The organism is Streptomyces sp. NPDC018263, assembly GCF_055562575.1.
Genome location: NZ_JBVHFA010000006.1, coordinates 326,965 through 352,743, shown reverse-complemented (window position 1 = coordinate 352,743; position 25,779 = coordinate 326,965). Strand labels below are relative to the sequence as shown.

Genomic DNA, 25,779 nt, shown 5'->3' with positions numbered 1-25,779 from the left:
ACTCGCGCGTAGGAGTGTTCCCGCCCCTGTGCCGGGCATACAACAGCCGACGCCGCAGGTGAGTCGTGCTGCCGGCCGGTGGGTGACGGCCACCGGCCGGGGCGCAGCGGCACAGAAACGGACCCCCACGACGGCTCGCGCGAGGGTCCGTTTCTCTGTCTCCGGGGGAGACCTACTCCACCGTCACCGACTTCGCCAGGTTGCGCGGCTTGTCGATGTCGCGGCCCAGGACCTTCGCCGCGTGGTACGCGAGGAGCTGGAGCGGGATGCCCATGAGGATCGGGTCCAGCTCGTCCTCGTTCTTCGGGACCACGATGGTCCGGTCCGCCTTCTCCTGCTCCTGGTGCGCGACCGCGAGGATCTTGCCGCTGCGGGCCTTGATCTCCTCCAGCGCGGCGCGGTTCTTCTCCAGCAGGTCGTCGTCCGGGACGATGGCGACCGTCGGCAGGGCGGGCTCGATCAGGGCCAGCGGGCCGTGCTTCAGCTCGGAGGCGGGGTACGCCTCGGCGTGGATGTAGGTGATCTCCTTGAGCTTCAGGGACGCCTCGCGGGCCACCGGGTAGCCCCGGACACGGCCGATGAAGAGCATCGAGCGGCTCTCCGCGTACTCCTCGGCCAGCTCGCGGACCTGCTCCTCCTGCTTGAGGATCTCGGCGATCTGCGAGGGCAGCCTGCGCAGGCCCTCGATGATCCGCTTGCCGTCGCGCACCGACAGGTCGCGGGTGCGGCCCAGGTGCAGCGCGAGCAGCGCGAAGGCGACCGTGGTGTTGGTGAAGCACTTGGTGGAGACCACGCACACCTCGGGGCCGGCGTGCACGTAGATGCCGCCGTCGGCCTCGCGGGCGATGGCCGAGCCGACCACGTTGACCACGCCGAGGACGCGGGCGCCCTTGCGCTTCAGCTCCTGCACGGCGGCCAGCACGTCGTACGTCTCACCGGACTGGGAGACCGCGATGTACAGGGTGTCGGGGTCGACGACCGCGTTGCGGTAGCGGAACTCGGACGCCGGCTCGGCGTCGGCGGGGATGCGGGCCAGCTCCTCGATCATCTGGGCGCCGATCATGCCCGCGTGGTACGAAGTACCGCAGCCGAGGATCTTCACCCGGCGGATCTTGCGCGCCTCGCGGGCGTCCAGGTTCAGGCCGCCGAGGTGCACGGTGGAGAAGCGGTCGTCGATGCGGCCGCGCAGCACGCGGTCCACGGCGTCGGCCTGCTCGTGGATCTCCTTGTGCATGTAGGTGTCGTGGCCGCCCATGTCGTAGGAGGCGGCCTCCCACTCCACGGTGGTGGGCTCGGCCGTCGTGCGGGTGCCCTCGGTGGTGTAGGTGCGGAAGTCGTCGGCCTTCAGGGTGGCCATCTCGCCGTCGTCCAGGGTGACGATCTGGCGGGTGTGGGTGACCAGCGCGGCGATGTCCGAGGCGACGAACATCTCCTTCTCGCCGATGCCGAGCACGACCGGGGAGCCGTTGCGGGCCACCACGATGCGGTCGGGGAAGTCGGCGTGCATCACGGCGATGCCGTAGGTGCCCTCGACCACGCGGAGCGCCTCGCGGACCTTGTCCTCGAGCTTCTCGGCGCTCGCGCGGGCGACCAGGTGGGTGAGGACCTCGGTGTCGGTGTCGGAGAGGAACTCGACCCCGTCCGCCTCCAGCTTGCGGCGCAGGTCGGAGGCGTTGTCGATGATGCCGTTGTGGACGACGGCGACCTTGTCGTCGGCCGACATGTGCGGGTGGGCGTTCACGTCGGAGGGGGCGCCGTGGGTGGCCCAGCGGGTGTGGGCGATGCCGGTGGTGCCCTTGAAGCGCGCGGGGACCTTGGCCTCCAGGTCACGCACCCGGCCCTTGGCCTTGACCATCTTCAGCGCGGCCGACTTCGGGGACGAGACGACGATGCCCGCCGAGTCGTAGCCCCGGTACTCCAGGCGCTGGAGACCCTCCAGCAGCAGGGGAGCGACGTCCCGCTTACCGATGTATCCGACAATTCCGCACATGTAGTAGCTCCCTCACCCTGGCTTCTCAGCCGTAGACCATGCGGCGCAACTGCCGGAGCGTGAGCTCGGGCGGCGCCACCGCGCGGTATTTCAGGTCCGCATCGATCCGTTCGAAGATCGCCGCGTTCTGCAGGCCCTGGGCCTGCAGTTCTCGGTGTCGACGACGGACGTAGTCCTGGGTCGTCTCGTCGAAGAAGGCGAGCACGTCTTGTATCACTCGCAGCGCCTCGCCCCGGCTGAGCGGGGTCGAGCGCGTCAAATGATCGACAAGTTCCTCGTGCACCCGGTAGATCTTCGGGTACGAGCGCCGGTTTCGCAAGAATCGTGCCCGATTCCGGGCAGGGGCCTCTTGGCGCGCTCATGGTGCGCTGTTCGCCCGGTGTCCACTTTCCGTCCCAGGAGGCGTCGCCCCCGGCCACGAGTTTGCTGGTCATGGACATTCCTCGTATGGGCGTACCCGAGAAGCTGGCCGAGCGGATGAGCATGGCCGAGCGGCACGAGTACCTGCGGAGCAGATTCTCCCGGCGCACCCTGATCAGGGGCGGCGCCGTCACCCTCGGCACCGTCGCGGGCGGCGCCTTCGTGCCCGGCGCCGCGACCCCGGCCGCCGCCGCCACCCCCACGGTCCCGGCACCGCGCCGCACCGAGCACGTGGACGGCGCGCTGGCCGCCCCCTTCGGCCGCCACCTGGCCTGGGGCAACGACCCGCGCACCGAGGTCACCGTCTCCTGGCAGGTGCCTGTCGCCGTCAAGCGCCCCTTCATCCGGATCGGCGCCCACCCCTGGGACCTCTCCCGCAAGATCGACGCCGAGGTCCGCACCCTGCACACCCCGGCCGGCGTCGGCGCGAGCGGCGACCACACCCAGTACTACGTGCACGCGAAGCTGAGCCGCCTGCGCCCCGGCCAGACCTACTACTACGGCGTCGGCCACCAGGGCTTCGACCCCGCCGAGCCCCACCTGCTCGGCACGCTCGGCACCTTCACCACCGCCCCCGCCCACAAGGCGCCCTTCACCTTCACCGCCTTCGGCGACGAGGGCGTCGGCTACCACGGCCTCGCCAACAACGCCCTGATCCTCGGCCAGAACCCCGCCTTCCACCTGCACGCGGGCGACATCGCCTACGGCGACCCGGCCGGCGCCGGCAAGACCACCGACACCGGCTTCGACTCGCGCACCTGGGACCAGTTCCTGCACCAGACCGAGTCCGTCGCCAAGCAGATCCCCTGGATGCCCGCCTACGGCAACCACGACATGGAAGCCTGGTACTCGCCCAACGGCTACGGCGGCGAGGAGGCCCGCTGGTCCCTCCCCGACAACGGCCCCGACGCGGCCAACCTGCCCGGCGTCTACTCCTTCGTCTACGGCAACACCGCGGTCATCTCGCTGGACGCCAACGACATCTCGTACGAGATCCCCGCCAACCTCGGCATCTCCGGCGGCACGCAGACGACATGGCTGGAGGCGCAGCTCAAGAAGTTCCGGGCCGCGCGGGACATCGACTTCGTGGTGGTCTTCTTCCACCACTGCGCCTACTGCACCTCCACCGCCCACGCCTCCGAGGGCGGGGTGCGCCAGGAGTGGGTGCCGCTGTTCGAGAAGTACACCGTGGACCTGGTCATCAACGGCCACAACCACCAGTACGAGCGCACCGACGTGATCAAGGGCGACACGGTCGTCAAGAAGCTCCCCGTCGGCGGCACCGCCTACCCCGAGACCGAGGGCGTCGTCTACGTCACCGCGGGCGCGGCCGGCCGCAGCCTGTACGCCTTCACCGCGCCCGACACCTACGAGGGCAACGAGCACGAGGTCGAGTCCGTCTCCTCCTTCGTCAACCTCAAGGAAGGCAAGAAGCCCGAGACCGTCACCTGGTCCCGCGTGCGCTACCTCGACTACTCGTTCCTGCGCGTGGACGTCACCCCCGCGCCGAGCGGGCGGCACACCACGCTGACCGTGTCCGGCATCGCCGAGACGGGTGAGCGCATCGACCACTTCACCGTGGCCCGCCGCGCCAAGTAGACCCGCGCGTTCGCGCGTAGGGTCACGGGCGCACCGCCGGACGGTTGCCGGCACGGCCGGGATCGATTCACCCAATCTGCGGGAGAGTTGTCCCGACCACATCCGAAGGGAGCGCATGTGACACGGCACCACGGCACCACTCCCCGACCGACTCGAAGGACCCGAACGCCCCGAATCCTCGGATCGCTGCTGCTTGTCGCGGCGGCCGGTGTCTTCACCGTCGCCGCGAACCCCGCCGGGCAGGCGGCCGCCCCGCCCGCGCTGGACCGGGTGGTCCCGGCCCCCGCCTCGGTCCAGCCGGGCGGCACCCCGTACCGCATCACCCGCGCGACCCGCGTCCGGGTGGACGGCTCCGCCGAGGTCCGCCGGATCGGCGCCTACCTCACCGGCATCCTGCGGCCCTCCACCGGCTATCCGCTGCCGCTCACCGACCACGGCGGCGGAGGCATCCGACTCCGCCTCCAAAAGGGCGACTTCGGCGCCGAGGGGTACCGGCTGCACAGCGGAGCCGGTGGCGTCACCATCACCGCCGCCGCCCCCGCCGGCCTCTTCCACGGCGTGCAGACCCTGCGCCAACTGCTGCCGCCGGCCGTCGAGAAGAAGACCGTCCAGCCCGGCCCCTGGCGGATCGCCGGCGGTACCGTCGAGGACCGCCCGCGCTACGCCTACCGGGGCGCCATGCTGGACGTCTCCCGGCACTTCCTCACCGTCACCCAGGTCAAGCGCTACATCGACCAGTTGGCCCTCTACAAGATCAATGAGCTGCATCTGCACCTCAGCGACGACCAGGGCTGGCGCATCGCCATCGACTCCTGGCCGCGCCTGGCCCCATACGGCGGCTCCACCGAGGTCGGCGGCGGCGCGGGCGGCCACTACAGCAAGGCCGACTACCGGGAGATCGTCCGGTACGCGGCCGACCGCTATCTCGAGGTCGTCCCCGAGATCGACATGCCCGGCCACACCAACGCCGCCCTCGCCTCCTACGCCGAGCTGAACTGCGACGGCGTGGCACCCCCGCTCTACACCGGCACCCGGGTCGGCTTCAGCTCGCTGTGCGTGCCCAAGCAGGTCACCTACGACTTCGCGGACGACGTGATCCGCGAGCTGGCCGCGCTCACTCCGGGCCGCTATCTGCACATCGGCGGTGACGAGGCGCACTCCACCAGCCACGCGGACTATGTGACGTTCATGGACCGGGTGCAGCCGCTCGTCGCCAAGTACGGCAAGACGGCCATCGGATGGCATCAGCTCACCGGCGCCCGTCCGGTCCAGGGCGCCCTCGCCCAGTACTGGGGCCTGGACCGCACCAGCGCGGCGGAGAAGGCGCAGGTCGCCGAGGCCGCGCGGAACGGCACCGGGCTGATCCTGTCCCCGGCCGACCGGGTCTACCTCGACATGAAGTACACCAAGGACACCCCGCTCGGCCTGGACTGGGCGGGCCTGGTGGAGGTGCGGCGGTCCTACGACTGGGACCCGGGCGCCTATCTCGACGGGGTGCCCGCCTCGGCGGTCAGGGGGGTTGAGGCTCCGCTGTGGTCGGAGACGCTGAAGAAGTCCGCCGACATCGAGTACATGGCGTTCCCGCGGCTGCCGGGCGCGGCGGAGCTGGGCTGGTCACCGGCCGCCACCCACGACTGGGACACCTACCGGGTGCGGCTGGCCGCGCAGGCTCCGCGGTGGGACGCCCTCGGCATCAGCTACTACCGCTCGCCGGAGGTCCCCTGGCCGACGGGCTGACGGACTGACGGACTGACGGGCCGGCGGGCCGACGAAAGGGGTACGGGCACTCCGGAGGACCGTCTCCGGGGTGCCCGTGGCCTTGGCCGGCCCCCTCAGCGCCCGGCTAGCGGGTTCTTCAGGGTGCCGATGAGCTGGAGCGCGCCGGACGGGTCGGCGAGGTCCACCATCTGCCTGTTGTCGCGGAGCTGGAGCCGGTTCAGGCAGGACAGCGCGAACTCCGGCGCGAACATGTCGTACCGCTCGAACTTCTCCGCGAGCTGCGGGTTGGCCTCCTGGTACTCGCGGGTGATCTCCGCGACCGTGTCCCAGAACGCGTCCTCGGTGAGCACCCCGTCGGCGGCCAGGTTGGCGGCGAGGAAGCGGAAGAAGCAGTCGAAGACGTCGGTGAAGATCGACAGCAGCTTCTTGTCCTCGGGCACCTCCACCCGGATGCGCCGCACCTCGGGCGGCAGGGCCGCGTCCGGGTCCATGACGGCGATCTCCTCGGCGATGTCCTTGTACACCGCGCGCCGGACCGCGCCGTCTTCCAGCACCAGGATGACGTTCTCGCCGTGCGGCATGAACACCAGGTCGTAGGCGTAGAAGCTGTGCAGCAGCGGCACGTAGTAGGCCCGCAGGTAGTCGCGCAGCCAGTCGGTGGGCGTCTGCCCCGAGCGCTCGATCAGCGCGCCCGCGAACGAGGCGCCGTCGTGGTCGGTGTGCAGCAGGGAGGCCATCGTCGCCAGCGACTCGCCCTCCGCGAGGCGGGACACCGGGGACTCGCGCCACAGGGCGGCCAGCATCTTGCGGTAGGGGGAGTAGCGGTCGGTGGCCCGCTCGTACTCCAGGTGCCGGTAGCCGACGGCGGCCTGCTCGCGGATGATCGTGAGGCCGGTCGCCGAGAGCACCGGGTCGTTCTCGATCAGCCGGGCCAGCCAGTCGTTGATCGCCGGGGTCGCCTCCATGTACGCGGCCGAAAGACCGCGCATGAAGCCCATGTTGAGCACGGACAGCGCCGTCTTCACATAGTGCTTCTCGGGGTGCGTCCGGTTGAAGAACGTCCGGATGGACTGCTGGGCCAGGTACTCGTCGTCGCCCTCGCCCAGGCACACCAGGTTGCGGCGGCCCACCTCGGCGGCGAAGGTCACGCTGAGCTTGTTCCACCACTGCCAGGGGTGGACCGGGATCAGCAGGTAGTCGTCCGCGTCGAGACCCTGCCCGGTGAGCACGCCCCGGAACCGCTCCAGGGTGGCCTCGCCCAGCTCGCGCCGGAAGAACTCCTCGTACTCGACGCCCGCCCCGGCCGTGAAGGCGGCGCGCGAGCGGTGCGCGGCCAGCCAGACCAGTTTCACCGGGCTGGCCGTCTCGGGCGCGTACGCCAGGTACTCCTGGACGCCGAAGCCGAGCCGGCCGTTGTTGGCCACGAAGCAGGGGTGACCCTCGGTCATCCCGGTCTCGATGTCCTGGAACGACGCCCCGGCCAATTCCTTCGCGCTCACCCGCGGTTTGGTCAGCTTGTAGCAGGTGCCGGAGAGGGTGGAGGAGATCTCCTCCAGGTACACCGGCAGGATCTCCTCGCTGAGCCCCAGGGTCTCCTTCAGCTCGATGAAGAAGTCCAGCGCGGCGAGCGGGAGTTCGCCCCCCTCACGGTGCCGGGTGATCGAGTCGGCGTCCACCTGCCAGTGGTCCAGGCCCCGGCGCACGGCGGAGAAGCGGTACGAGGTGAGCTTGTCGTCGCTGCGGACGACGTAGGTGTCACCCTCGTGCTCGGGGGTCAGCAGGCGCTCGTGCGTGAACTCGGCGAGGGCCTTGCGGATCAGCAGGCGGTTGGCCAGGTCCCAGCGCTCGGGGGAGAGGTGGGCCACGGAGCCGGCGAGGGTCATGCGACCACCCCCGTCGCCGCCTCGAACTGTTCCCGGGTGCAGAAACTCAGCAAGGCGCGCTTCTCCGGCTTCTGTATCTCGCCCTCGGGCACGAACCCGACGGCCTCGTTCAGGGCGTGCACGGCGGTGTTGCGCACATCGGGCTCCACGACGACCCGCAGGGTGCGCGGGTCCGTGAACAGGTGCGTCATCACGGCGGTGATGACGCGCCGGGTGAACCCGTGCACGGGTGTGTCGGTGGGCGCCACCAGGAAGTGCATGCCCACATCGCCCGGCTGGGCCTCGTACAGCCCGGCCAGCTCGCGGTGCGCGGGGTCGTAGGACTCCATCAGGAACACCGGCACCCCGTCGTCCAGACCGAGGAAGGCGTGGTGGTGCTCGTCGGCCGCGATCTCCAGGTAGGCACGCTCGACGTCCTCCAGCCTGGCGTCCTGCATCATCCAGAAAGCGGCCTTCGCATCGGTCACCCACCCGTGCACCAGACTCGCGTCCTTCAGGGGGTCGAGGGGGCGGATCGTGAAGGTCATACGGCAAACTCCTGGAAGGCGATGGTCTTTTCGACCGGGTAGTACTCCGAGCCGAGCAGCTCGCGGATGATGGAGGCGTTGCGGTAGGCGCCCATGCCCAGGTCGGGGCTGGTGATGCTGTGGGTGTGGACGCCGGCGTTCTGGAGGAAGACACCCCGGCCGGTGACGTCGATGGCGTAGTTGCGGGCCAGGTCGAAGTTGCCGTGGCTGTCATAGCGCAGGCGGTCGCGGACCGGCTTGAGGAACTCCGGCTCGCGGTACTGGTAGCCGGTGGCCAGCACCAGGCCCTCGCTCTCCAGCTCGTAGTCCTTGCCCTGCTCCTCCTGGCGGAGGGAGAGGGTGTAGGTGCCGTTGCGGTAAGTGGCCTTGTTCAGCGCGGAGTTGGTAAGCAGGCGGGTCTGGATCGGGCCGCCGAGGTTCTTCTGGTAGAGCAGGTCGAAGATCTCGTTGATCAGCTCGCCGTCGATGCCCTTGAACAGGCCCTTCTGCTGGGCGGTGATCCGGTAGCGGGTGTCCTCGGGGAGCGCGTGGAAGTAGTCGATGTACTCCGGGGAGGTCATCTCCAGCGTGAGCTTGGTGTACTCCAGCGGGAAGAACCGCGGGGAGCGGGTGACCCAGTTGAGCCGGTAGCCGTGGACGTCGATCTCGCTGAGGAGGTCGTAGTAGATCTCGGCGGCCGACTGCCCGCTGCCGACCAGGGTGATGGAGCGCTTCTTCCGCAGCTCCGCCTTGTGCGCCAGATAGCGGGAGTTGTGGATGAAGTCGCCGCCCAGGCCCTCGCAGGCTTCGGGGATGTACGGCGGGGTGCCGGTGCCGAGGACCAGGTGTTCGGCGCGGTAGGTGTCACCGGCGTCGGTGTGCACCGCGTAGAGCCCGTCCTCCCACGTCACCTCGGTGACCGTGGTGCTGAAGCGGACGCTGGTCAGCTTGCCCGCGGCCCAGCGGCAGTAGTCGTCGTACTCGACCCGCAACGGGTAGAAGTTCTCCCGGATGTAGAACGAGTACAGACGGCCCTTCTCCTTCAGGTAGTTGAGGAAGGAATACGGCGAGGTGGGGTCGGCCAGGGTGACCAGGTCCGACATGAACGGCGTCTGGAGGTGGGCGCCGTCCAGGAACATCCCGGCGTGCCACTCGAAGTCGGGCTTGGATTCGAGGAAGACGCCGTTCAGCTCCTCGATGGGCTCGGTGAGGCAGGCCAGGCCGAGGTTGAAGGGGCCGAGGCCGATCCCCACGAAGTCGAGGACGGGACTGGCTTCAGGAAGCGCGGTCAAGGGACTCTCCCAGGTACTGCTCGGCGTGGCCGGCGATCAGATCGAGGACGGCGGCGATGTCGGCCGCGGTGGTCTCGGGGTTGAGCAGGGTGAACTTCAGGTAGTGGCGGCCGCCCACCGTGGTGCCCGCCACCACGGCCTCACCGGAGGCGAACAGGGCCTTGCGGGCGTACAGGTTGGCGCGGTCGATCTCGGCCGGGTCGGTGACGGTCGCCGGGATGTAGCGGAAGACCAGGGTGGACAGCGAGGGCGCCACGACCACGTCGTAGCGGGGGTCGGCGGCGAGCAGCTCCCAGCCCTCCCGGGCCAGTTCGCAGACCTCGTCGAAGAGTTCACCGATGCCGTCGGCGCCCATCACGCGCAGCGTCATCCACAGCTTGAGCGCGTCGAAGCGGCGGGTGGTCTGGAGGGACTTGTCGACCTGGTTGGGGATGCGCTCCTGCACCATGCGGCGGGGGTTGAGGTAGTCGGCGTGGTAGGTGGCGTGGCGCAGGGTGGCCGCGTCCCGGACCAGCACGGCGGAGGAACTCACCGGCTGGAAGAAGGACTTGTGGTAGTCGACGGTGACCGAGTCGGCGCGCTCGATGCCGTCGATGCGGTCGCGGTGCTTGAGCGAGGTGAGCAGTCCGCAGCCGTAGGCGGCGTCCACGTGCATCCACACCCCGAACCGCGCGCAGAGTTCGGCGATTTCGGGGAGCGGGTCGATGGAGCCGAAGTCGGTGGTGCCCGCGGTGGCGACGACGGCCATCGGGAGGAATCCGTCCCGGGCGCAGCGCTCCAGCTCGTGGGCGAGGGCGAGGGTGTGCATCCGCTTGTCGTGGTCGACGGGGACGGCGATGACCGCGTCCGGGCCCAGACCGAGGAGTTTGGCGGACTTCTTCACGCTGAAGTGGCTGACCTCGGAGGTGAGGATGCGCAGTCGGTCGTAGGACTCGGCCTTCGCCTCCTCGCGGGCCAGCAGCAGCGCCTGGAGGTTGGACTGGGTGCCGCCGGAGGTGAACACGCCGTCGGCGGCGGGGCCCAGGCCGATGCGGGCGTTGGTCCAGTCGATCAGTTTCCGCTCGATGAGCGTGCCGCCGGCCGACTGGTCCCAGGTGTCCAGGGAGGAGTTGACCGCGGAGAGCACGGCCTCGCCGACCACCGCCGGAATGACGACCGGGCAGTTGAGGTGGGCGAGGTAGCGCGGGTGGTGGAAGTAGACGGCGTCGCGGAGGTAGACCTCCTCCAGCTCGTCCAGCGCGGCGGCGGTGTCGCCGAGCGGCTGGTCGAGGTCCACGGAGTCGACGCGGGGAGCGAGGCCGTCGACGGTGACACCGGTGAACGGGCTTGCGGTGGTGGCGAGTTTGGCCGCCACCCGCTCTACTCCTTCGGTCACGGAGCGGCGGTATGTCTCCGCGGTGAGGCCATTGAGCAGGTGCGAGCGCATGAGGGGGTCCTCCGGGGGAAACACGAGGGGGAGTGAAGTTCCGCGGCTTCAACTTAGGTAAGCCTAACCTAAGTCGGCCGGGAGTACACCCCTCCGGGGTTCCGTGCCTAGGCGGCACTCGCGCGGAGCTGTTCCTCCGTCAGCCCGCGTCGCCAGTAACCGACGAAGGTCACCCGTCGCCGGTCCGTGCCGCGCTCCCCGACGAAGTGCCGCCGCAGCTCCCGCACCTGGCCGGCCTCACCGGCGAGCCAGACGTACGGACGGGTGTGCGCGGGGAGTTGGGCCGCGCGCAGGGCTTCCACGGCCGAGGGGGCGCCCTGGTGCCGTACCAGCCAGGTGATGCGGGCGTCCGCCCCGGTGCGCACGTCCTGGATGTCCCCGGAGTGCGGCACCTCCAGCCAGGCGCGCACCCGGGTGGAGGCGGGCAGCGACTCCAGTACGGCGGTGGCGGCCGGTACGGCGGTCTCGTCGCCCCACATGACGACCAGGTCGGTGTCCTCCGGCGCCCGGAACCGGATGGCCCGGTTGTCGGCGGCGGCAGGACCGAGCAGCAGTACTCGGTCGCCCGCCACGGCACCGGCGGCCCAGCGGGAGGCGGGGCCGGCCGGGACCGGGGCGCCGGGCTCGGTGCCGTGCAGCGCGAAGTCGATGTCGATCTCGTCCGGGTCCCGGCGCAGCGCGCGCAGGGTGTACGAGCGCATCACCGCCCGTACGTCGTCCGGCAGTTCGCGCCAGCCGTGCCACCAGTCGTCGCCCAGCTCCAGCGGGACCACGGGTGCGCGCCGGCCGGGCTGCGGCAGGAACAGCGAGAGGGACTGGTCGCGGCCCAGCGAGTGGAACTGGGCCAGCTCCGGTCCGGTGAAGGTGACCCGGAGCAGGGACGGACCGAGCCGCCTCGTCCGGGCCACAGAGAGGGCGAAGAAACGGAACGGGGCGGCCACGGCCGTCGTCATGCGGGGCTCCTGAATGTCAGGAAGGGGTCATGCGGACAGGTGTTAGCTGACCTTCTTGGCCGTCTCGATGGCCTTGGCGAGGTTTTCCAGCAGCGGGGCGCACTTGTCGTAGGACAGGATCGGCTCGGCGGAGCGGGGGATGACCTGGCCGGCCTTGACGGCGGGCAGCTTCTTCCAGGTGGCCTTGGTGATGTCGGCGGGCTGGATGGCCGAGGAGCGGTCGTCCATGATGATGACGTCGGCCGGGTGCTTGTCGACGTTCTCCCAGCTCAGCGTCTCGAACCAGCCGCCGGTGGGCTTCTTGGCGGCCTCCGAGGGCTCGACGAAGTTCACGCCGAGGGACTTGAAGTACTCCAGGTCCGCGGAGAGGTTGGTGCCGGAGACGTAGAACGCGTCCTGCGCCGCGGAGCCCGCCATCACCTTGATCTCGGGGCGGGACTTGGCCGCCTTCCGCAGCCGGGCCGCGGCCGCCTCGAAGCGCTTCTTGGCGTCGGTGATCTTCGCCGACCTGGTGTCGGCGCCGAGGGACTCGGCCAGCTCCCACATGCGCTGGAGGGGGCCGGTGAGCGGGCGGTCGTAGACCGAGACGGCGACGCTGGGCGCCAGCTTGGCTATCTTCGCGGCGGACTCCAGGGGCACGTACCAGAGGACGCCCTTGGGGTCGAAGGTGGTGGTGATGAGGACCTGGGGGCCGAAGGCCGCGTACTCCTCGACGTTGAACTGGTTGAAGACGTTGCCGAAGACGGTCAGCTTGCTGACGTCCATGTCGCCGGCCTGCACATCGGCCTTGCCGTCCTTGGTCTTGGTCGGGCCGAAGACGCCCTTGACCTCGATGCCGTAGTCGAACAGCGCGGCGGCGACACCGGTGAAGGCGACGATCTTCGTGGGGACCGAGTCCAGCTTCACGGTCTGGCCGCGGTCGTCCTTGAAGCTCCACGCGCCGGACCTGCCGGGCTTGGCCTGCCCCTCGGAGCCCCCGCTCTTGCCCTTGTCGTCACCACAGGCGGCGAGCGCGGCGCCGAGACCGAGGGCGCCGCCCGCGGCGAGGATGCCGCGGCGAGTGAGGTGGGTGGCACGGGTGTGGGACATGGGTATGACTGCTTTCGACCGGGGCGGGCACCGCCTGACCAATTCGAAGCAAGGTTAGCCTAACCTTGCCGTATGTCCAGGGCTGGGGCGTCCGCCCCCGTCGGGATGCGCTGTGAGGTCAGCCGGTGAGGCCCAACTCCCTTGCGATCAGCATGCGCTGGACCTCGCTGGTGCCCTCGCCGATTTCCAGGATCTTGGAGTCCCGCCACATGCGGGCCACCGGGTACTCGTTCATGAAGCCGTAGCCGCCGTGGACTTGGGTGGCGTCACGGGCGTTGTCGACGGCGATGGTGGAGGAGTAGAGCTTGGCGATGGCCGCCTCCTTCTTGAACGGCTCGCCGGCCACCAGCCGGGCCGCCGCGTCGCGCCAGGCGAGGCGGGCGGTGTGGGCCTTCATCTCCATGTCGGCCAGCTTGAACTGAATGGCCTGGTTGGCGCCGATGGGCCGGCCGAAGGCGTGCCGCTCCTTGGCGTAGCGCAGCGACTCGTCCACGCAGCCCTGGGCGAGCCCGGTGCCCAGCGCGGCGATGGCGATGCGGCCCTCGTCCAGGATGCGGAGGAACTGCGCGTACCCGCGCCCCTCTTCGCCGAGCAGGTTGGCCGCCGGCACCCGCACGTCCTGGAAGGACAGCTCACGGGTGTCCGAGGCGTTCCAGCCGACCTTGGAGTAGGGAGCGGCGACCGTGAAGCCCGGTGTGCCCGAGGGGACGATGATCGCGGAGATCAGCGGCTTGCCGTCCGGCTTGCGGCCGGTGACCGCGGTGACCGTCACCAGGCCGGTGATGTCGGTTCCGGAGTTGGTGATGAAGCACTTGCTGCCGTTGATGACCCATTCGTCGGTGTCCGGGTCCAGCCGGGCCGTCGTACGGGTCGCGCCCGCGTCCGAGCCGCCGTCCGGCTCGGTGAGGCCGAACGCGCCCAGGATCTCGCCCGAACACAGCCGGGGCAGCCACTCGGCCTTCTGCTCCTCGGTGCCGAAGAGGTGGATCGGCATGGCGCCCAGCGAGACGCCCGCCTCCAGGGTGATGGCCACCGAGGAGTCCACCCGGGCCAGCTCCTCCAGCGCGATGCCCAGCGCCAGATAGTCGCCGCCCATGCCGCCGTACTCCTCGGGGAACGGCAGCCCGAACAGGCCCATCCGGCCCATCTCGCGGACGATCTCGTACGGGAACTCGTGGCGCTCGTAGAAGTCGCCGATCTTCGGCGCCACGACGTCGTGCGCGAACTCCTCCACCGTGCGGCGGAGTTCCTCCAGCTCGGGGCTGAGGCGGTGGTCCATGCTGATCACTGGTCCTTGTCGGGCTGGGTCGTGGTGCCGAGGGCGCGGACGGTGCGGGAGGGGCTCGGGCGGCCCAGGTGGGCCGCCATCCAGACGCTGGTGGCGGTCAGCGCCTCCAGATCGACGCCGGTCTCGATGCCGAGGCCGCGCAGCATCCAGACCAGGTCCTCGGTGGCGAGATTGCCGGTGGCGGACTTGGCGTACGGGCAGCCGCCGAGGCCGCCCGCGGAGGCGTCTACGGTGCTGACGCCGTGCTGGAGCGCCGCGTAGGTGTTGGCGAGCGCCTGGCCGTAGGTGTCGTGGAAGTGGACGCCGAGGTCTGCCGTGGGCAGGCCCGCCTCGTTCAGCAGGGTGAGCAGGGCGCGGACCTGGCCCGGAGTGGCGACGCCGATGGTGTCGCCGAGGCTCAGCTCGTCGCAGCCCATGTCCTTCAGGGCCGCGCACACCCGGACCACCTGGGGGAGCGGTACCTCGCCCTCCCAGGGGTCGCCGAAGCACATCGACACATAGCCGCGGACATGGGCGCCCGCGTCCTTGGCCCGGCGTACCACCGGCTCGAACACGGCCAGCGACTCGTCCACCGTGCGGTTGAGGTTGGCCTTCGCGAAGGACTCCGTCGCGCTGGCGAACACCGCGATCCGGCGCGCCCCGAGGGCCAGCGCCCGGTCCAGGCCGCGCTGGTTGGGCACCAGCACCGGGAGTTCGGCGTCCACGTCGGACACCTGCGAGAACAGCTCCTCGGCGTCGGCCAGTTGGGGCACCCACTTGGGGTGCACGAAGCTGGTCGCCTCGATGGTGGTCAGGCCCGCCTCGCGCAGCCGGCGGATGAACTTCGCCTTCACCTCCGTCGGTACGGCCGCCTTCTCGTTCTGGAGGCCGTCCCGCGCGCCCACCTCGTGGATGCGGACCCGCGTGGGCAGGGCGGGGTCGGGGACGACCATGGGCAGGGCGCTCATTCCGTCTCCTCCGTCTCTCTCGGCTCCTTCGGCGCGATGACGGCCAGCACCTGGTCCATGGCGACCGTGCTGCCGGGCGTCACGTCGAGTTCGGCGACCGTGCCGGCGTGCGGGGCGGAGACGACGTGCTCCATCTTCATCGCCTCCACCACCAGCAGGCTCTGCCCGGCCTCGACCTCGTCGCCCACGGCCACCTTCACCACCGTCACCGTGCCCGGCATGGGCGCGGTCAGCGAGTCGGCGCCCGCGTGCGCGGACCGGCTCAGCGAGGCGGCGACCGGGTCGTGGTCCCGCACCTGCCAGGCGTCGCCGTCCCGGCCCAGCCAGGTGCCGTCCGGCGGTACGGCGAAGGTGTGCGACACGCCGTCCAGGACGAAGGTGAAGCGGCCTCCGCCCGCCGAGAAGGTCCCCGCAGTGGCCCGGAGCGGGGTTTCGCCGCCGTCCGTCAGCAGCTCCGCCCCGCCGTCGGTGCTGTCGCGGACCCGCACCGTCACCGGCTCGTGCCCCGGCAGCCGCAGGTGGTGGGGCGTCCACGCCCGCTCGCCGCTGAGACGCCACCCGTCGGCCGCCGCGAAGGGGTTCACCCAGCCGGAGCCGCCCGCCGCAGCCGGCGCCAGGGCCGCCTGGCGCAGCAGTGCGGCCGCCGCGTAGACCTCCGGCGGAACGTCCACCGGAACCAGGTCGTCCACCGCCCGCTCCACCAGCCCGGTGTCCAGTTCGCCCGCCACCACCGCGGGGTGCGCCAGCAGGCGGCGCAGGAAGCCCGCGTTGGTCGGGACGCCCAGGGTGACCGTCTGTGCGAGGGCGGCGCGGAGCTTGCGCAGGGCGGTCGCGCGGTCGGGGCCGTAGGCGATCACCTTGGACAGCATCGGGTCGTACAGGCTGCCGACCTCGGTGCCCTCGCTGAGGCCGGAGTCGGTGCGGACCCCGTCGCCCTGCGGCTCGGCCAGCAGCAGGACCGTTCCGCCCGAGGGGAGGAAGCCGCGGGACGGGTCTTCGGCGCAGATACGAGCCTCCACGGCGTGCCCGGTGAGTGTCACGTCCTCCTGCGCGAAGCCCAGCGGCTCGCCGGACGCGACCCGGAGCTGCCACTCGACCAGATCCAGGCCCGTGATCAGCTCGGTGACCGGGTGCTCGACCTGGAGGCGGGTGTTCATCTCCATGAAGTAGTACGAGGACGGGTCGCCGCCCGGCACGATGAACTCCACCGTGCCCGCGCCCCGGTACCCGCACGAGCGGGCCGCCTGCACGGCCGCCTCGCCCATCGCGGCACGGGTCGCCTCGTCGAGCAGGACGCTGGGCGCCTCCTCGATGATCTTCTGGTGGCGCCGCTGGAGCGAGCACTCGCGTTCGCCGAGGTGGACCACATGGCCGTGGCCGTCGGCGAGCACCTGGATCTCGATGTGCCGGGGGCGGTCGATCCACCGCTCCACCAGCAGGGTGTCGTCACCGAAGGAGGCGCGGGCCTCGCGGCGGGCGGCCGCGATCTCGTCCTCCAGGGCGGCGACGTCCCGTACGAGACGCATCCCCTTGCCGCCGCCGCCCGCCGAGGGCTTGAGCAGTACGGGGGTGCCGATCTCACGCGCGGCGTCGGCCAGTTCGGCGTCGGTCAGGCCGCTGCCGCTGGAGCCCGGCACGACCGGGACCCCGGCCGCCGCCACCGTCTCCTTGGCGCGGATCTTGTCGCCCATCAGGGCGATGGCGTCGGCGGACGGACCGATGAAGACGAGCCCCGCCTCCTCGCAGGCGCGTGCGAAGCCGGCGTTCTCGGCGAGGAAGCCGTAGCCGGGGTGGATCGCCTGGGCGCCGGTGCGGGCGGCGGCCTCAAGCAGCCGCTCCACCGACAGATAGCTCTCCGCAGCCGGGGCCGGGCCGATCCGGACGGCCGTGTCGGCCTCCCGGACGTGCCGCGCGTCGGCGTCGGCGTCGGAGAAGACCGCCACCGAGCGCACGCCGAGCGCACGGAGCGTACGGATGACCCGTACCGCGATCTCGCCCCGGTTGGCGACCAGCACTGTGTCGAACACGGAAGTTCCCCTCCCTCTCACATCCGGAAGACGCCGAACCGGGGCTCTCCCAGCGGCGCGTTGGCACAGGCGGTCAGGGCGAGTCCGAGCACCTGACGGGTCTGGAGCGGGTCGATCACACCGTCGTCCCAGAGCCGGGCGGTGGCGTAGTAGGCGCTGCCCTGGCTCTCGTACTGCGCGCGGATCGGCGCCTTGAAGGCGTCCTCGGCCTCGGCGGGCCACTCCTCGCCGCGCGCCTCCATCTGGTCCCGCTTGACGGTGGCGAGCACCGAGGCGGCCTGTTCGCCGCCCATGACGGAGATCTTGGCGCCGGGCCACATCCACAGGAAGCGGGGGGAGTAGGCGCGGCCGCACATCGAGTAGTTGCCCGCGCCGTAGGAGCCGCCGACGACGACCGTCAGCTTCGGCACGCGGGTGCAGGCGACGGCGGTGACCATCTTGGCGCCGTGCTTGGCGATGCCGCCCGCCTCGTAGTCCTTGCCGACCATGAAGCCGGAGATGTTCTGGAGGAAGACCAGGGGGATGCCGCGCTGGTCGCACAGCTCGATGAAGTGCGCGCCCTTCTGGGCGGACTCGGAGAACAGGATGCCGTTGTTGGCGACGATGCCGACCGGGTGGCCGTGGATGCGGGCGAAGCCGGTGACCAGGGTCTGGCCGTACTCGGACTTGAACTCGCTGAAGCGTGAGCCGTCCACCACGCGGGCGATGATCTCGCGGACGTCGTAAGGGGTGCGGGAGTCGACCGGGACCGCGCCGTACAGCCCGAAGGGGTCGACCTTGGGCTCGACGGCCTGGGTCACCTCCCAGGGGGCGTCCTTGCGGGCGGGGAGGGTGGCGACGATGTTCCGCACGATCCTGAGCGCGTGCGCGTCGTCCTCCGCGAGGTGGTCGGTGACGCCGGAGACGCGGGAGTGGACCTCGCCGCCGCCCAGCTCCTCCGCCGTGACGACCTCGCCCGTGGCGGCCTTCACCAGCGGGGGGCCGCCGAGGAAGATCGTGCCCTGGTCGCGGACGATCACCGCCTCGTCGCTCATCGCCGGGACGTACGCGCCGCCGGCCGTGCAGGAGCCGAGGACGGCGGCGATCTGCGGGATGCCGGCCGCGGACATGCGGGCCTGGTTGTAGAAGATGCGGCCGAAGTGGTCGCGGTCGGGGAAGACCTCGTCCTGCATGGGCAGGAAGGCGCCGCCGGAGTCCACCAGGTAGACGCAGGGCAGGCGGTTGTCGAGGGCGACCTCCTGGGCGCGCAGGTGCTTCTTCACCGTCATCGGGTAGTACGTGCCGCCCTTGACGGTCGCGTCGTTGGCGACGATCACGCACTCGCGTCCGCTGACCCGGCCGATCCCGGCGATCACCCCCGCCGCCGGGGCCTGCCCGTCGTACATCCCGTCGGCCGCGAGGGGGGCCAGCTCCAGGAAGGGGGAGCCGGGATCGAGCAGGGCGTCCACCCGGTCCCTCGGCAGCAGCTTGCCGCGCGCGGTGTGCCGGGCGCGCGCCTTCTCGCCGCCGCCGAGGGCCGCGGCCGCCAGCTTGGCGCGCAGCTCCTCGCCCAGGGCGAGATGGGCCTGTTCATTGGCCTGCCAGGCCTCCGACGCGGGGTCTGCCGCGCTCGTCAGCTCCGGTGCCTCGTGCATCCTGCGAACCCCTCACCTTGTTAATGAGCGTTAACGCATTTCCCTCAGGTTAACGACCGCTAACCTCGCTGTCTACAATGACCCGCATGGCCAGCAGAACCGACGCCCCGACCCGGCGGCAGCAGATCCTCAAGGAGGCCGCCCGCCTCTTCGCCGAGCGCGGGTTCCACGGCGTGGGGGTGGACGAGATAGGGGCGGCGGTCGGCATCAGCGGCCCCGGCCTCTACCGGCACTTCCCCGGCAAGGACGCGATGCTCGCGGAGCTGCTGGTGGGCATCAGCGGCCAGCTCCTCACCGGCGCGCGCCGCCGCCTGGCGGAGACGGACGGCCGGGCCGGCGCCTCCGCGGTGCTGGACTCCCTCATCGAGGGCCACATCGACTTCGCCCTGGACGACCGCCCGCTGATCACCCTCCACGACCGCGAGCTGGACCGGCTGCGCGACAGCGACCGCAAGCTGGTCCGCCAGCTCCAGCGCCAGTACGTCGAACTCTGGGTCGGCGTCGTCCGCGAGACCCACCCCACCCTGACGGAACCGGCCGCCCGCTCCGCCGTCCACTCCGTCTTCGGCCTCCTCAACTCCACCCCCCACCTGGGCCGGGCAGGCACCCTCCCGGGCCGCGCGGTCACCGCGACCCTGCTGCACCGGATGGCACGGGGGGCGTTCGCGGCGGCGGGCGCGTAGGGCTCCGCCGATTACGCTGCGGCCGTGGACTACGCCAAGATGCGCCTGCTCGCCGACGAACTGGACGCCTTTGCCGAAGGGCTCGACGGGACGTGGCGCGTCGAGATCGGACCGGAGGGACCTTCGCTGGCCCTGAGGCGTCGCCCGAAACGCCACGCGGGGATCGTCCGCCGACTGCGCGAGCGGCTGAACGAGCAACTCCGTGCGACTCATCCGGACCACATCTGCGCGTCCCCGCACATCGAGCACCCCGTCCTCGGCCGGATGCTCCACCCGGACCTGTCGGTCGTTCCCGAGGCCGCCCTCGATGAGGACGGCCCAGCGGTGAACGCCTTACCGGTGATGGCGTCCGTCGAGATCGCCACCGAGGCGGAGGAGTGTGGCGCGCGGCCGGGTGCCTTTGCCGCCATGGGCATCGCCCATTACCTGATCGTCGACCCCCGCACCGGCACCATCGAGGTCCACTCCGACCCCTGCAAGGGCCGCTACGCCCGCAAGGACGCGTACATCTTCGGTGACACCGTCCCCTTCGGCCCCTGGCTGATCGATTCCGCCGACTTCAGGCGATACGGCAAGGCCGGGAACTGACGGCGCCCGGGGTGGGGAAGCTCACCCTGGACGGTGAACGTACTCGCCGGTACCTTCGGTTGAGCAAGCGCTTAGACATGCTCGATGTCATGCCGAGGTACGTGGAGGTGGCGGCGTGCGCCGTACGGTGTTCAACGAGGATCACGAGGCGTTCCGGGAGACTCTCCGGGACTTCATCGAGTCCGAGGTCGTTCCGGTCTACGACGAGTGGTTCGCCGCCGGTCAGGCTCCGCGCGACTTCTACTACAAGCTCGGCGAGCTGGGCATCTTCGGCATCAACGTGCCCGAGGAGTTCGGCGGCGCGGGGATGGACAGCCACAAGTTCGAGGCGGTCCTCTACGAGGAGACCTCCCGCGCGGGCGTCCAGTTCGGCGGTTCCGGCGTGCACGTGCTGCTCGCCCTGCCGTACATCAAGATGCTGGCCACGGACGAGCAGAAGAAGCGTTTCCTGCCGAAGTTCGTCACCGGCGAGGAGATGTGGGCCATCGCGATGACCGAGCCCGGCACCGGCTCGGACCTCGCGGGCATGAAGACCACCGCCAAGCTCTCCGAGGACGGCACGCACTACGTCCTCAACGGCGCCAAGACCTTCATCACCGGCGGTGTGCACGCCGACAAGGTCATCGTCTGCGCCCGCACCTCCGCCCCGAAGGAGGACGACCGCCGGTTCGGCATCTCCCTCTTCGCCGTGGACACCAAGTCCGAGGGCTACTCCGTCGGCCGCAAGCTGGACAAGCTCGGCCTGAAGACCTCCGACACCGCCGAACTCGCCTTCGTGGACGTCAAGGTCCCCGTCGAGGACCTGCTCGGCGAGGAGAACAAGGGCTTCTACTACCTCGGCCACAACCTGGCCTCCGAGCGCTGGGGCATCGCCTTCGGCGCCTACGCCCAGGCCAAGGCCGCCGTCCGCTTCGCCAAGCAGTACGTCCAGGACCGCACGGTCTTCGGCAAGCCGGTCGCCCACTTCCAGAACACCAAGTTCGAGCTGGCCGCCTGCCAGGCCGAGGTGGACGCGGCCGAGGCCGTCGCCGACCGCGCCACCGAGGCGCTGGACGCCGGTGAGCTGACGCCCGCCGAGGCCGCCTCCGCCAAGCTGTTCTGCACCGAGGTCGCCCACCGCGTGATCGACCGCTGCCTCCAGCTCCACGGCGGCTACGGCTACATGAACGAGTACCCGATCGCCCGTCTGTACGCGGACAACCGGGTCAACCGCATCTACGGCGGCACCAGCGAGATCATGAAGTCGATCATCGCCAAGGACATGGGCCTGTAAGGCCCCCGCAATGACTGGCCGGTACAACTACACGTCATGAGCCAGGCACTTCAGGACCTCCTCGATCTGCTCGACCTCGAGCGGATCGAGGAGGACATCTACCGCGGGCGGTCCCGCTCCGCCGTCATCCCCCGCGTCTTCGGCGGCCAGGTCGCCGCGCAGGCGCTGGTCGCCGCGGGGCGCACGGTCCCCGCCGACCGCGCCGCCCACTCGCTGCACGCGTACTTCCTGCGCACCGGCGACCCCGGCGCGCCGATCGTCTACAGCGTCGACCGCATCCGCGACGGCCGCTCCTTCACCACCCGCCGCGTGGTCGCCGTCCAGCACGGCAAGCCGATCTTCCACCTCTCCGCGTCCTTCCAGAGTCACGAGGACGGCCTCGACCACCAGGCCCCCATGCCCGAAGCGCCCGACCCGGCGACCCTGCCGACGTCCCAGGAGCGCCTGCGCGGCTACGCCCACCTCGACCCCGAGGTCGTCGAGCGCTTCCTGGAGGCCCGCGAGGCGATCGACCTGCGGTACGTGGACGAGCCGCCGTTCGGCGAGTTCGGCGCCCCGCGCGAGCCGCACAGCCAGGTCTGGTTCCGCGCCAACGGCAAGCTGGACGACGACCCCCTGCTGCACGTCGTCCTCGCCACCTACGTCTCCGACATGACCCTGCTCGACTCGGTGCTGCTCGCCCACGGGCGCGGCGGCTGGGCCGTCGGGGACGTGGTCGGGGCCTCCCTGGACCACGCGATGTGGTTCCACCGCCCCTTCCGCGCCGACGAGTGGCTGCTCTACGACCAGGAGTCCCCCTCCGCGCACGGCGGCCGGGGTCTGGGCCAGGCCCGGATCTACACGCGGGACGGAGGACTCGCCATCTCCGTCGTCCAGGAAGGCGTGGTCCGCGTACCGCGCTGAGGCGTCAAGTCCGTTGCCGAGCGCCGGGGTTGACCTGCCCCGGCGTCCTCTGTCGCGAGGACGCCCGCGCCGTGCGCGCGGCATCCGCGATCACCCGTCACTCAGTAGACCGCTCAACAGGACGCGCGACGCATCCGGGACTAGGCTTCATGAGTGAAAGCCGCAGCACACGGCTTGCCCGGTGACGAGGATTCCCGCTCCCAGGGACCTCAGCCGCAGCACCTGATGGCGTGAATGCGTACGGGTGGCCTGTAAGGCGTCGGCGGAGCACGACCGTGCCGCTCAGCACACTGCGGTGACACCTGAAGACCGTGCCGCAATCTTCCTCTCGCGGTGACGGCCATCCACCTCGCACCCAGATCGGGATCGCGAGAGACGATGGAGATGGAAGGTAATTTCTCATGCGATCAACGCGCGCGAGGCGTCTTGTCGCCCTGTCCGCCACCGGCCTTCTGCTGGCCGGCGGAGCAGCGGTGGGCGCCGCGGGCACCGCTTCGGCGACCCAGAACGGCAACCACAGCTCGTACGACAGGGACTATCGGGGCGGTCACCACAACGGCTACAACCACGACCGCGGCTGGTGGAACGATGACGACTGGGGTTGGGGTCGTCACCACAACAACTGGAACAACTGGGGTGACAACGACAACTACTGGGGTGGCCACGGCCACGACGGTTACGGTCACGGCGGCTACGGCCACGGTGGCTACGGCCATGGCGGCGGCTACGGCGGCGGTCACGGTGGCGGCGGTCACGGTGGTGGCGGCCACGGTGGTGGCGGTCACGGTGGTGGCGGTCACGGTCGCTGACAACACCGCGATCTGAGCGAGACGTGCGGCCCCCGAGGGGGTCGCACTCCCGCGTCCGGGGCCGGGATCAGACGAGTCCGGCCTGGTCGAGCAGATACGCCGTCATCGGGTCGTAGTGGCGGGGGCTGACCACGTGGTCGTCCAGCGGGATCGCCACCTGGAGGGTGCCCTCGGCCTCGGCGAGGAACAGCGCCGGGTCGTTGCAGTCGGCGTACCCGGCGGCGTCCACGCCGTGCTGCGCCGCGTAGCCGGCCCAGCCGTGGTCGGCCACGACGAGGTCGGGCAGCTCGCGGCCCTCGCGCTCAAGTCCGGTGAGAATGGCGCGCATCGGTTCCCCGGAATGGGTGTGCCAGAGGGTCGCGCCGTGCTCCAGGACGGCCACGTCCGCGAACTGCATGACGTACCCCTCGTCGGTCTGGAGCCGCTCGGGGATGACGACGATCTCGCAGCCGGCGGCGCGCAGCGCGGCGGCGGTGGCCCGGTGCACGTCCAGCAGGCCGCCCGGATGCCCGGTGGCGAACAGCACCCGCTGGCTGTCCTCGGCCGCCTTGCGCAGCCGCAGCGCGAGCCGCTCCAGGGCGGAGACCGTCAGCTCCGGGTCGATGGTGTCCTGGCCGTACCGGTGCTCGGCGTCGTCGTTCACGCCGACCCGCTCGGCCATCACCGCGAGCACGTCCTGCTCGTCGGTCCAGCGGTCGCCCAGTTCCAGGCCGAGCCAGAAGTGCCGGTCGCCGTTGGCCAGCCTGCGGTAGTGGGAGAGGTTGTTCTCGCGGGGCGTGGCCACGTCCCCCGCGATCCGCGTTCTCACCAGATGGTCGACGAGCTGAGCACGGCTGGGCGTCCCGGATATCGGCATGCCCCCCATTGTGGGGCAGCGAACGATCCGCCGTCTCCGGGACGCCCCTCTTCCGGGGCACGCGGACGATCTAGTGGTTGCGCAGGGCGAACCACAGCTCCATGCGCACGTCCGGATCGTCCAGATCCGTGTCGAGGAGGGCCGCGCAGCGGGTGATGCGCTGGCGGACGGTATTGCGGTGCACGTCCAGCGCGACCGCCGTACGGTCCCAACTCCCGTGCAGGGACAGCCAGGTGCGCAGGGTCTCGATGAGCGCCGGGGCCGCCGCGAGCGGGGCGAGCAGGGCCCGGGCGTGCTCCGCCGCGTCCGCGCGCGGCACCAGCTCGCCCAGCCCCGGCCGGGCGCCGTGCCGGACCAGCGGGGCGCGGGTGGCGCGGGCGCGGGCCAGCGCGCGGGCGGCCTGCGCATCGGCGGACGGCCAGTCCGCGGGCTCGGCGGGCGCGCCGACGCCCAGCGTCCAGCCGGGCTGCGCGGCCGGCTCCCGCCCGGCGGGCACCAGGACGCGTACGACGTCCCGGCCCAGGTCGATCAGGGGCGAACCCAGCGCCGCGCCGAGGGCGGCCGCGCCCACGGGGTCGGGGGTGCCGTTCTCCGGGCGGGCGTGCACGACGAGCCACCGGTCGCCGTTCCCGAGCAGCCCGGCCACCTCCGCCGGGGCCGCGCCCAGCAGCAGCCGCACCAGTGCCGAGGAGCGCGCCGCGCCCGCCCCGCTCTGGTGCTCGCCGGTCAGCAGGGAGAGCAGTACGGCGGCGACGGAGGCGATGGTGTGGTCCGCCGGTTCACGCCGTCTGGTCGCCACCCCGAGCACGAACCCGCTGCTCCCGCCGAGGGCGTAGGCGGCTAGCTGGGTGTCGCCCAGGGTGTCGGTGGCGGAGGCGGGGGTGGCCCGGGCGGGGGCGGACTCGGGTGGAGCGGCCGGGTGCCCTTCGCCTCCGGCGCCGGAGGCTCGGTCGCCGGGGCCGGGTGGGCCGGCAGGCCCCGCGTCCCGCGCCGGGTCCGCCCGCCCCGTAGCGCCGGCGGGTGCGCCGGGCTCCGGGACGGGCCCCGGCCGTACCACCGCCGTCAGCTTCCGCAGCGCCTCCTCGGTGCCCGGTACCGGCGCGCGGCCCGCGCCGGCGATCACCGTGCCGTCGGGGGCGCAGAGGAGGGCGCGGGCGGAGAGGCGCTGGGCGAGCTGGCGCAGGACGGAGGGAACCGGGTCGGGGCGGGAGGCGGCCGCCGCGAGGCTCCGCTGGGCCTCCGTGACCCGGCGCAGCTCGGCGAGGCGGGCCTGCGCCATGAGCTGCCACACCGCGCGGGCCACCCCGGAGAACGTGGTCCGGGGCGGCACCTCCAGCAGCGGCAGCCCGTACGCCTCGCAGGCGGCGACCAGCGCGCGCGGCACCGCGTCGTGCACCGGGGCCAGCCCGAATCCGAGGGCGGCTCCGCCCGCGGCGACGATCCGGGACACATAGTCGTCGAAGTACTCCCCCGAGCTCCCGGCTTCGCTCGAACAGGGGGTACCCCCCTCCGCCCCGGCCGCCTCCGGTACGTGCACGCCCGCCGTCAGCAGCAGCTCGCCGCCCAGCAGATAGGGATACGGGTCGGCCATCTCCGAGGTGTGCGCCCAGTGGATCACGGTGTCCGCGGCCGGGGGACCGGCGATCTGGCGCAGGCCCAGTTCCTCGCGGGCCAGCAGCGCGGAGAGCGGCACGGGCGGGGTCGGCGGGACGGACGGGGTGGTCGGCTCCGACATGGTGTGCACATCCTCCTGTCCACCCCGTTCATATGGATGAAACGTACACTTCGCAGTCGCTTTCCGGCCACCTATCGTCTAGCGGAACGGCAGCCGCGGGTACGGGCGGATGTCCCTGCGGACCGCTGCCGTCGACACCCCCACGCCACCGCACGACAC

The 25,779-nt window shown here is 71.0% G+C and carries 21 protein-coding genes; 7 read left to right on the top strand and 14 right to left on the bottom strand.

Annotated elements, in window-relative coordinates:
• Positions 1 to 172 precede the first annotated feature (172 nt).
• Both glmS and ACZ3HQ_RS19605 read right to left on the bottom strand, forming a co-directional pair.
• A complete protein-coding gene (gene glmS / locus ACZ3HQ_RS19610; RefSeq protein ID WP_467512533.1) occupies positions 173 to 1,990 on the bottom strand; it encodes a glutamine--fructose-6-phosphate transaminase (isomerizing) in 1,818 nt (605 codons plus the stop codon).
• 25 nt (positions 1,991 to 2,015) lie between these two features.
• The gene (locus tag ACZ3HQ_RS19605; RefSeq protein ID WP_030816599.1) at positions 2,016 to 2,273 is read right to left on the bottom strand and encodes a hypothetical protein; all 258 of its coding nucleotides are present in this window, start codon (positions 2,271 to 2,273) and stop codon (positions 2,016 to 2,018) included.
• 149 nt (positions 2,274 to 2,422) lie between these two features.
• Here ACZ3HQ_RS19605 and ACZ3HQ_RS19600 point away from each other — a divergent pair, with 149 nt between their 5' ends.
• On the top strand, positions 2,423 to 4,009 hold the full coding sequence (locus tag ACZ3HQ_RS19600) for a purple acid phosphatase family protein (protein WP_467512531.1): 1,587 nt from the start codon (positions 2,423 to 2,425) through the stop codon (positions 4,007 to 4,009).
• 117 nt (positions 4,010 to 4,126) lie between these two features.
• A complete protein-coding gene (locus tag ACZ3HQ_RS19595; RefSeq protein ID WP_467512529.1) occupies positions 4,127 to 5,746 on the top strand; it encodes a beta-N-acetylhexosaminidase in 1,620 nt (539 codons plus the stop codon).
• A 95-nt stretch (positions 5,747 to 5,841) separates the two neighbouring features.
• Here the strand turns inward: ACZ3HQ_RS19595 and ACZ3HQ_RS19590 are convergent, their stop codons facing one another.
• From ACZ3HQ_RS19590 to ACZ3HQ_RS19545, 10 genes are all read right to left on the bottom strand, one after another.
• A complete protein-coding gene (locus ACZ3HQ_RS19590; RefSeq protein ID WP_467512527.1) occupies positions 5,842 to 7,611 on the bottom strand; it encodes an IucA/IucC family protein in 1,770 nt (589 codons plus the stop codon).
• Complete coding sequence (locus tag ACZ3HQ_RS19585) at positions 7,608 to 8,138, bottom strand: GNAT family N-acetyltransferase (protein ID WP_467512525.1); 531 nt, start codon at positions 8,136 to 8,138, stop codon at positions 7,608 to 7,610. The genes ACZ3HQ_RS19590 and ACZ3HQ_RS19585 overlap by 4 nt, the downstream gene beginning before the upstream one ends.
• A complete protein-coding gene (locus ACZ3HQ_RS19580; protein ID WP_467512523.1) occupies positions 8,135 to 9,409 on the bottom strand; it encodes a lysine N(6)-hydroxylase/L-ornithine N(5)-oxygenase family protein in 1,275 nt (424 codons plus the stop codon). The genes ACZ3HQ_RS19585 and ACZ3HQ_RS19580 overlap by 4 nt, the downstream gene beginning before the upstream one ends.
• Positions 9,393 to 10,835, bottom strand: a complete 1,443-nt coding sequence (gene desA / locus ACZ3HQ_RS19575; protein ID WP_467512521.1) for a lysine decarboxylase DesA — start codon at positions 10,833 to 10,835, stop codon at positions 9,393 to 9,395. The genes ACZ3HQ_RS19580 and desA overlap by 17 nt, the downstream gene beginning before the upstream one ends.
• A 107-nt stretch (positions 10,836 to 10,942) precedes the next feature.
• Positions 10,943 to 11,788 carry a siderophore-interacting protein gene (locus ACZ3HQ_RS19570; RefSeq protein ID WP_467512519.1) on the bottom strand — a complete coding sequence of 282 codons (846 nt, stop codon included), beginning with the start codon at positions 11,786 to 11,788 and terminating at the stop codon, positions 10,943 to 10,945.
• Between the two features lie 42 nt (positions 11,789 to 11,830).
• Positions 11,831 to 12,877 carry an ABC transporter substrate-binding protein gene (locus ACZ3HQ_RS19565; RefSeq protein WP_467512517.1) on the bottom strand — a complete coding sequence of 349 codons (1,047 nt, stop codon included), beginning with the start codon at positions 12,875 to 12,877 and terminating at the stop codon, positions 11,831 to 11,833.
• A 118-nt stretch (positions 12,878 to 12,995) separates the two neighbouring features.
• Complete coding sequence (locus ACZ3HQ_RS19560; RefSeq protein ID WP_381096163.1) at positions 12,996 to 14,156, bottom strand: acyl-CoA dehydrogenase family protein; 1,161 nt, start codon at positions 14,154 to 14,156, stop codon at positions 12,996 to 12,998.
• A gap of 5 nt (positions 14,157 to 14,161) precedes the next feature.
• Positions 14,162 to 15,112: a hydroxymethylglutaryl-CoA lyase gene (locus ACZ3HQ_RS19555; protein ID WP_467512515.1), complete on the bottom strand. Its 951-nt coding sequence runs from the start codon at positions 15,110 to 15,112 to the stop codon at positions 14,162 to 14,164.
• Positions 15,109 to 17,139 (bottom strand): acetyl/propionyl/methylcrotonyl-CoA carboxylase subunit alpha, encoded by a 2,031-nt coding sequence (locus ACZ3HQ_RS19550; RefSeq protein WP_467512513.1) that lies wholly within the window; start codon positions 17,137 to 17,139, stop codon positions 15,109 to 15,111. Before ACZ3HQ_RS19550 ends, ACZ3HQ_RS19555 begins: the two co-directional genes overlap by 4 nt.
• 17 nt (positions 17,140 to 17,156) lie before the next feature.
• Positions 17,157 to 18,773, bottom strand: coding sequence for a carboxyl transferase domain-containing protein (locus ACZ3HQ_RS19545; RefSeq protein WP_467512511.1), 1,617 nt, complete (start codon positions 18,771 to 18,773; stop codon positions 17,157 to 17,159).
• Positions 18,774 to 18,859: 86 nt separating this feature from the next.
• Between ACZ3HQ_RS19545 and ACZ3HQ_RS19540 the strand changes: the two genes are divergently transcribed.
• The 5 genes from ACZ3HQ_RS19540 (at position 18,860) to ACZ3HQ_RS19520 (ending at position 23,029) form a co-directional block, all read left to right on the top strand.
• The gene (locus tag ACZ3HQ_RS19540) at positions 18,860 to 19,456 is read left to right on the top strand and encodes an SACE_7040 family transcriptional regulator (RefSeq protein ID WP_467512509.1); all 597 of its coding nucleotides are present in this window, start codon (positions 18,860 to 18,862) and stop codon (positions 19,454 to 19,456) included.
• 24 nt (positions 19,457 to 19,480) lie between these two features.
• The gene (locus ACZ3HQ_RS19535; RefSeq protein ID WP_467512507.1) at positions 19,481 to 20,044 is read left to right on the top strand and encodes a Uma2 family endonuclease; all 564 of its coding nucleotides are present in this window, start codon (positions 19,481 to 19,483) and stop codon (positions 20,042 to 20,044) included.
• 115 nt (positions 20,045 to 20,159) lie between these two features.
• On the top strand, positions 20,160 to 21,317 hold the full coding sequence (locus ACZ3HQ_RS19530) for an acyl-CoA dehydrogenase family protein (RefSeq protein WP_086691302.1): 1,158 nt from the start codon (positions 20,160 to 20,162) through the stop codon (positions 21,315 to 21,317).
• A 36-nt stretch (positions 21,318 to 21,353) separates the two neighbouring features.
• Positions 21,354 to 22,220: an acyl-CoA thioesterase II gene (gene tesB, locus ACZ3HQ_RS19525; protein WP_467512505.1), complete on the top strand. Its 867-nt coding sequence runs from the start codon at positions 21,354 to 21,356 to the stop codon at positions 22,218 to 22,220.
• A gap of 401 nt (positions 22,221 to 22,621) precedes the next feature.
• Positions 22,622 to 23,029, top strand: coding sequence for a hypothetical protein (locus ACZ3HQ_RS19520; protein ID WP_467512503.1), 408 nt, complete (start codon positions 22,622 to 22,624; stop codon positions 23,027 to 23,029).
• Between the two features lie 67 nt (positions 23,030 to 23,096).
• Here the strand turns inward: ACZ3HQ_RS19520 and ACZ3HQ_RS19515 are convergent, their stop codons facing one another.
• The gene (locus tag ACZ3HQ_RS19515; RefSeq protein ID WP_467512501.1) at positions 23,097 to 23,885 is read right to left on the bottom strand and encodes a phosphatase; all 789 of its coding nucleotides are present in this window, start codon (positions 23,883 to 23,885) and stop codon (positions 23,097 to 23,099) included.
• Between the two features lie 70 nt (positions 23,886 to 23,955).
• Positions 23,956 to 25,620, bottom strand: coding sequence for a PucR family transcriptional regulator ligand-binding domain-containing protein (locus tag ACZ3HQ_RS19510; protein WP_467512499.1), 1,665 nt, complete (start codon positions 25,618 to 25,620; stop codon positions 23,956 to 23,958).
• Positions 25,621 to 25,779 lie beyond the last annotated feature (159 nt).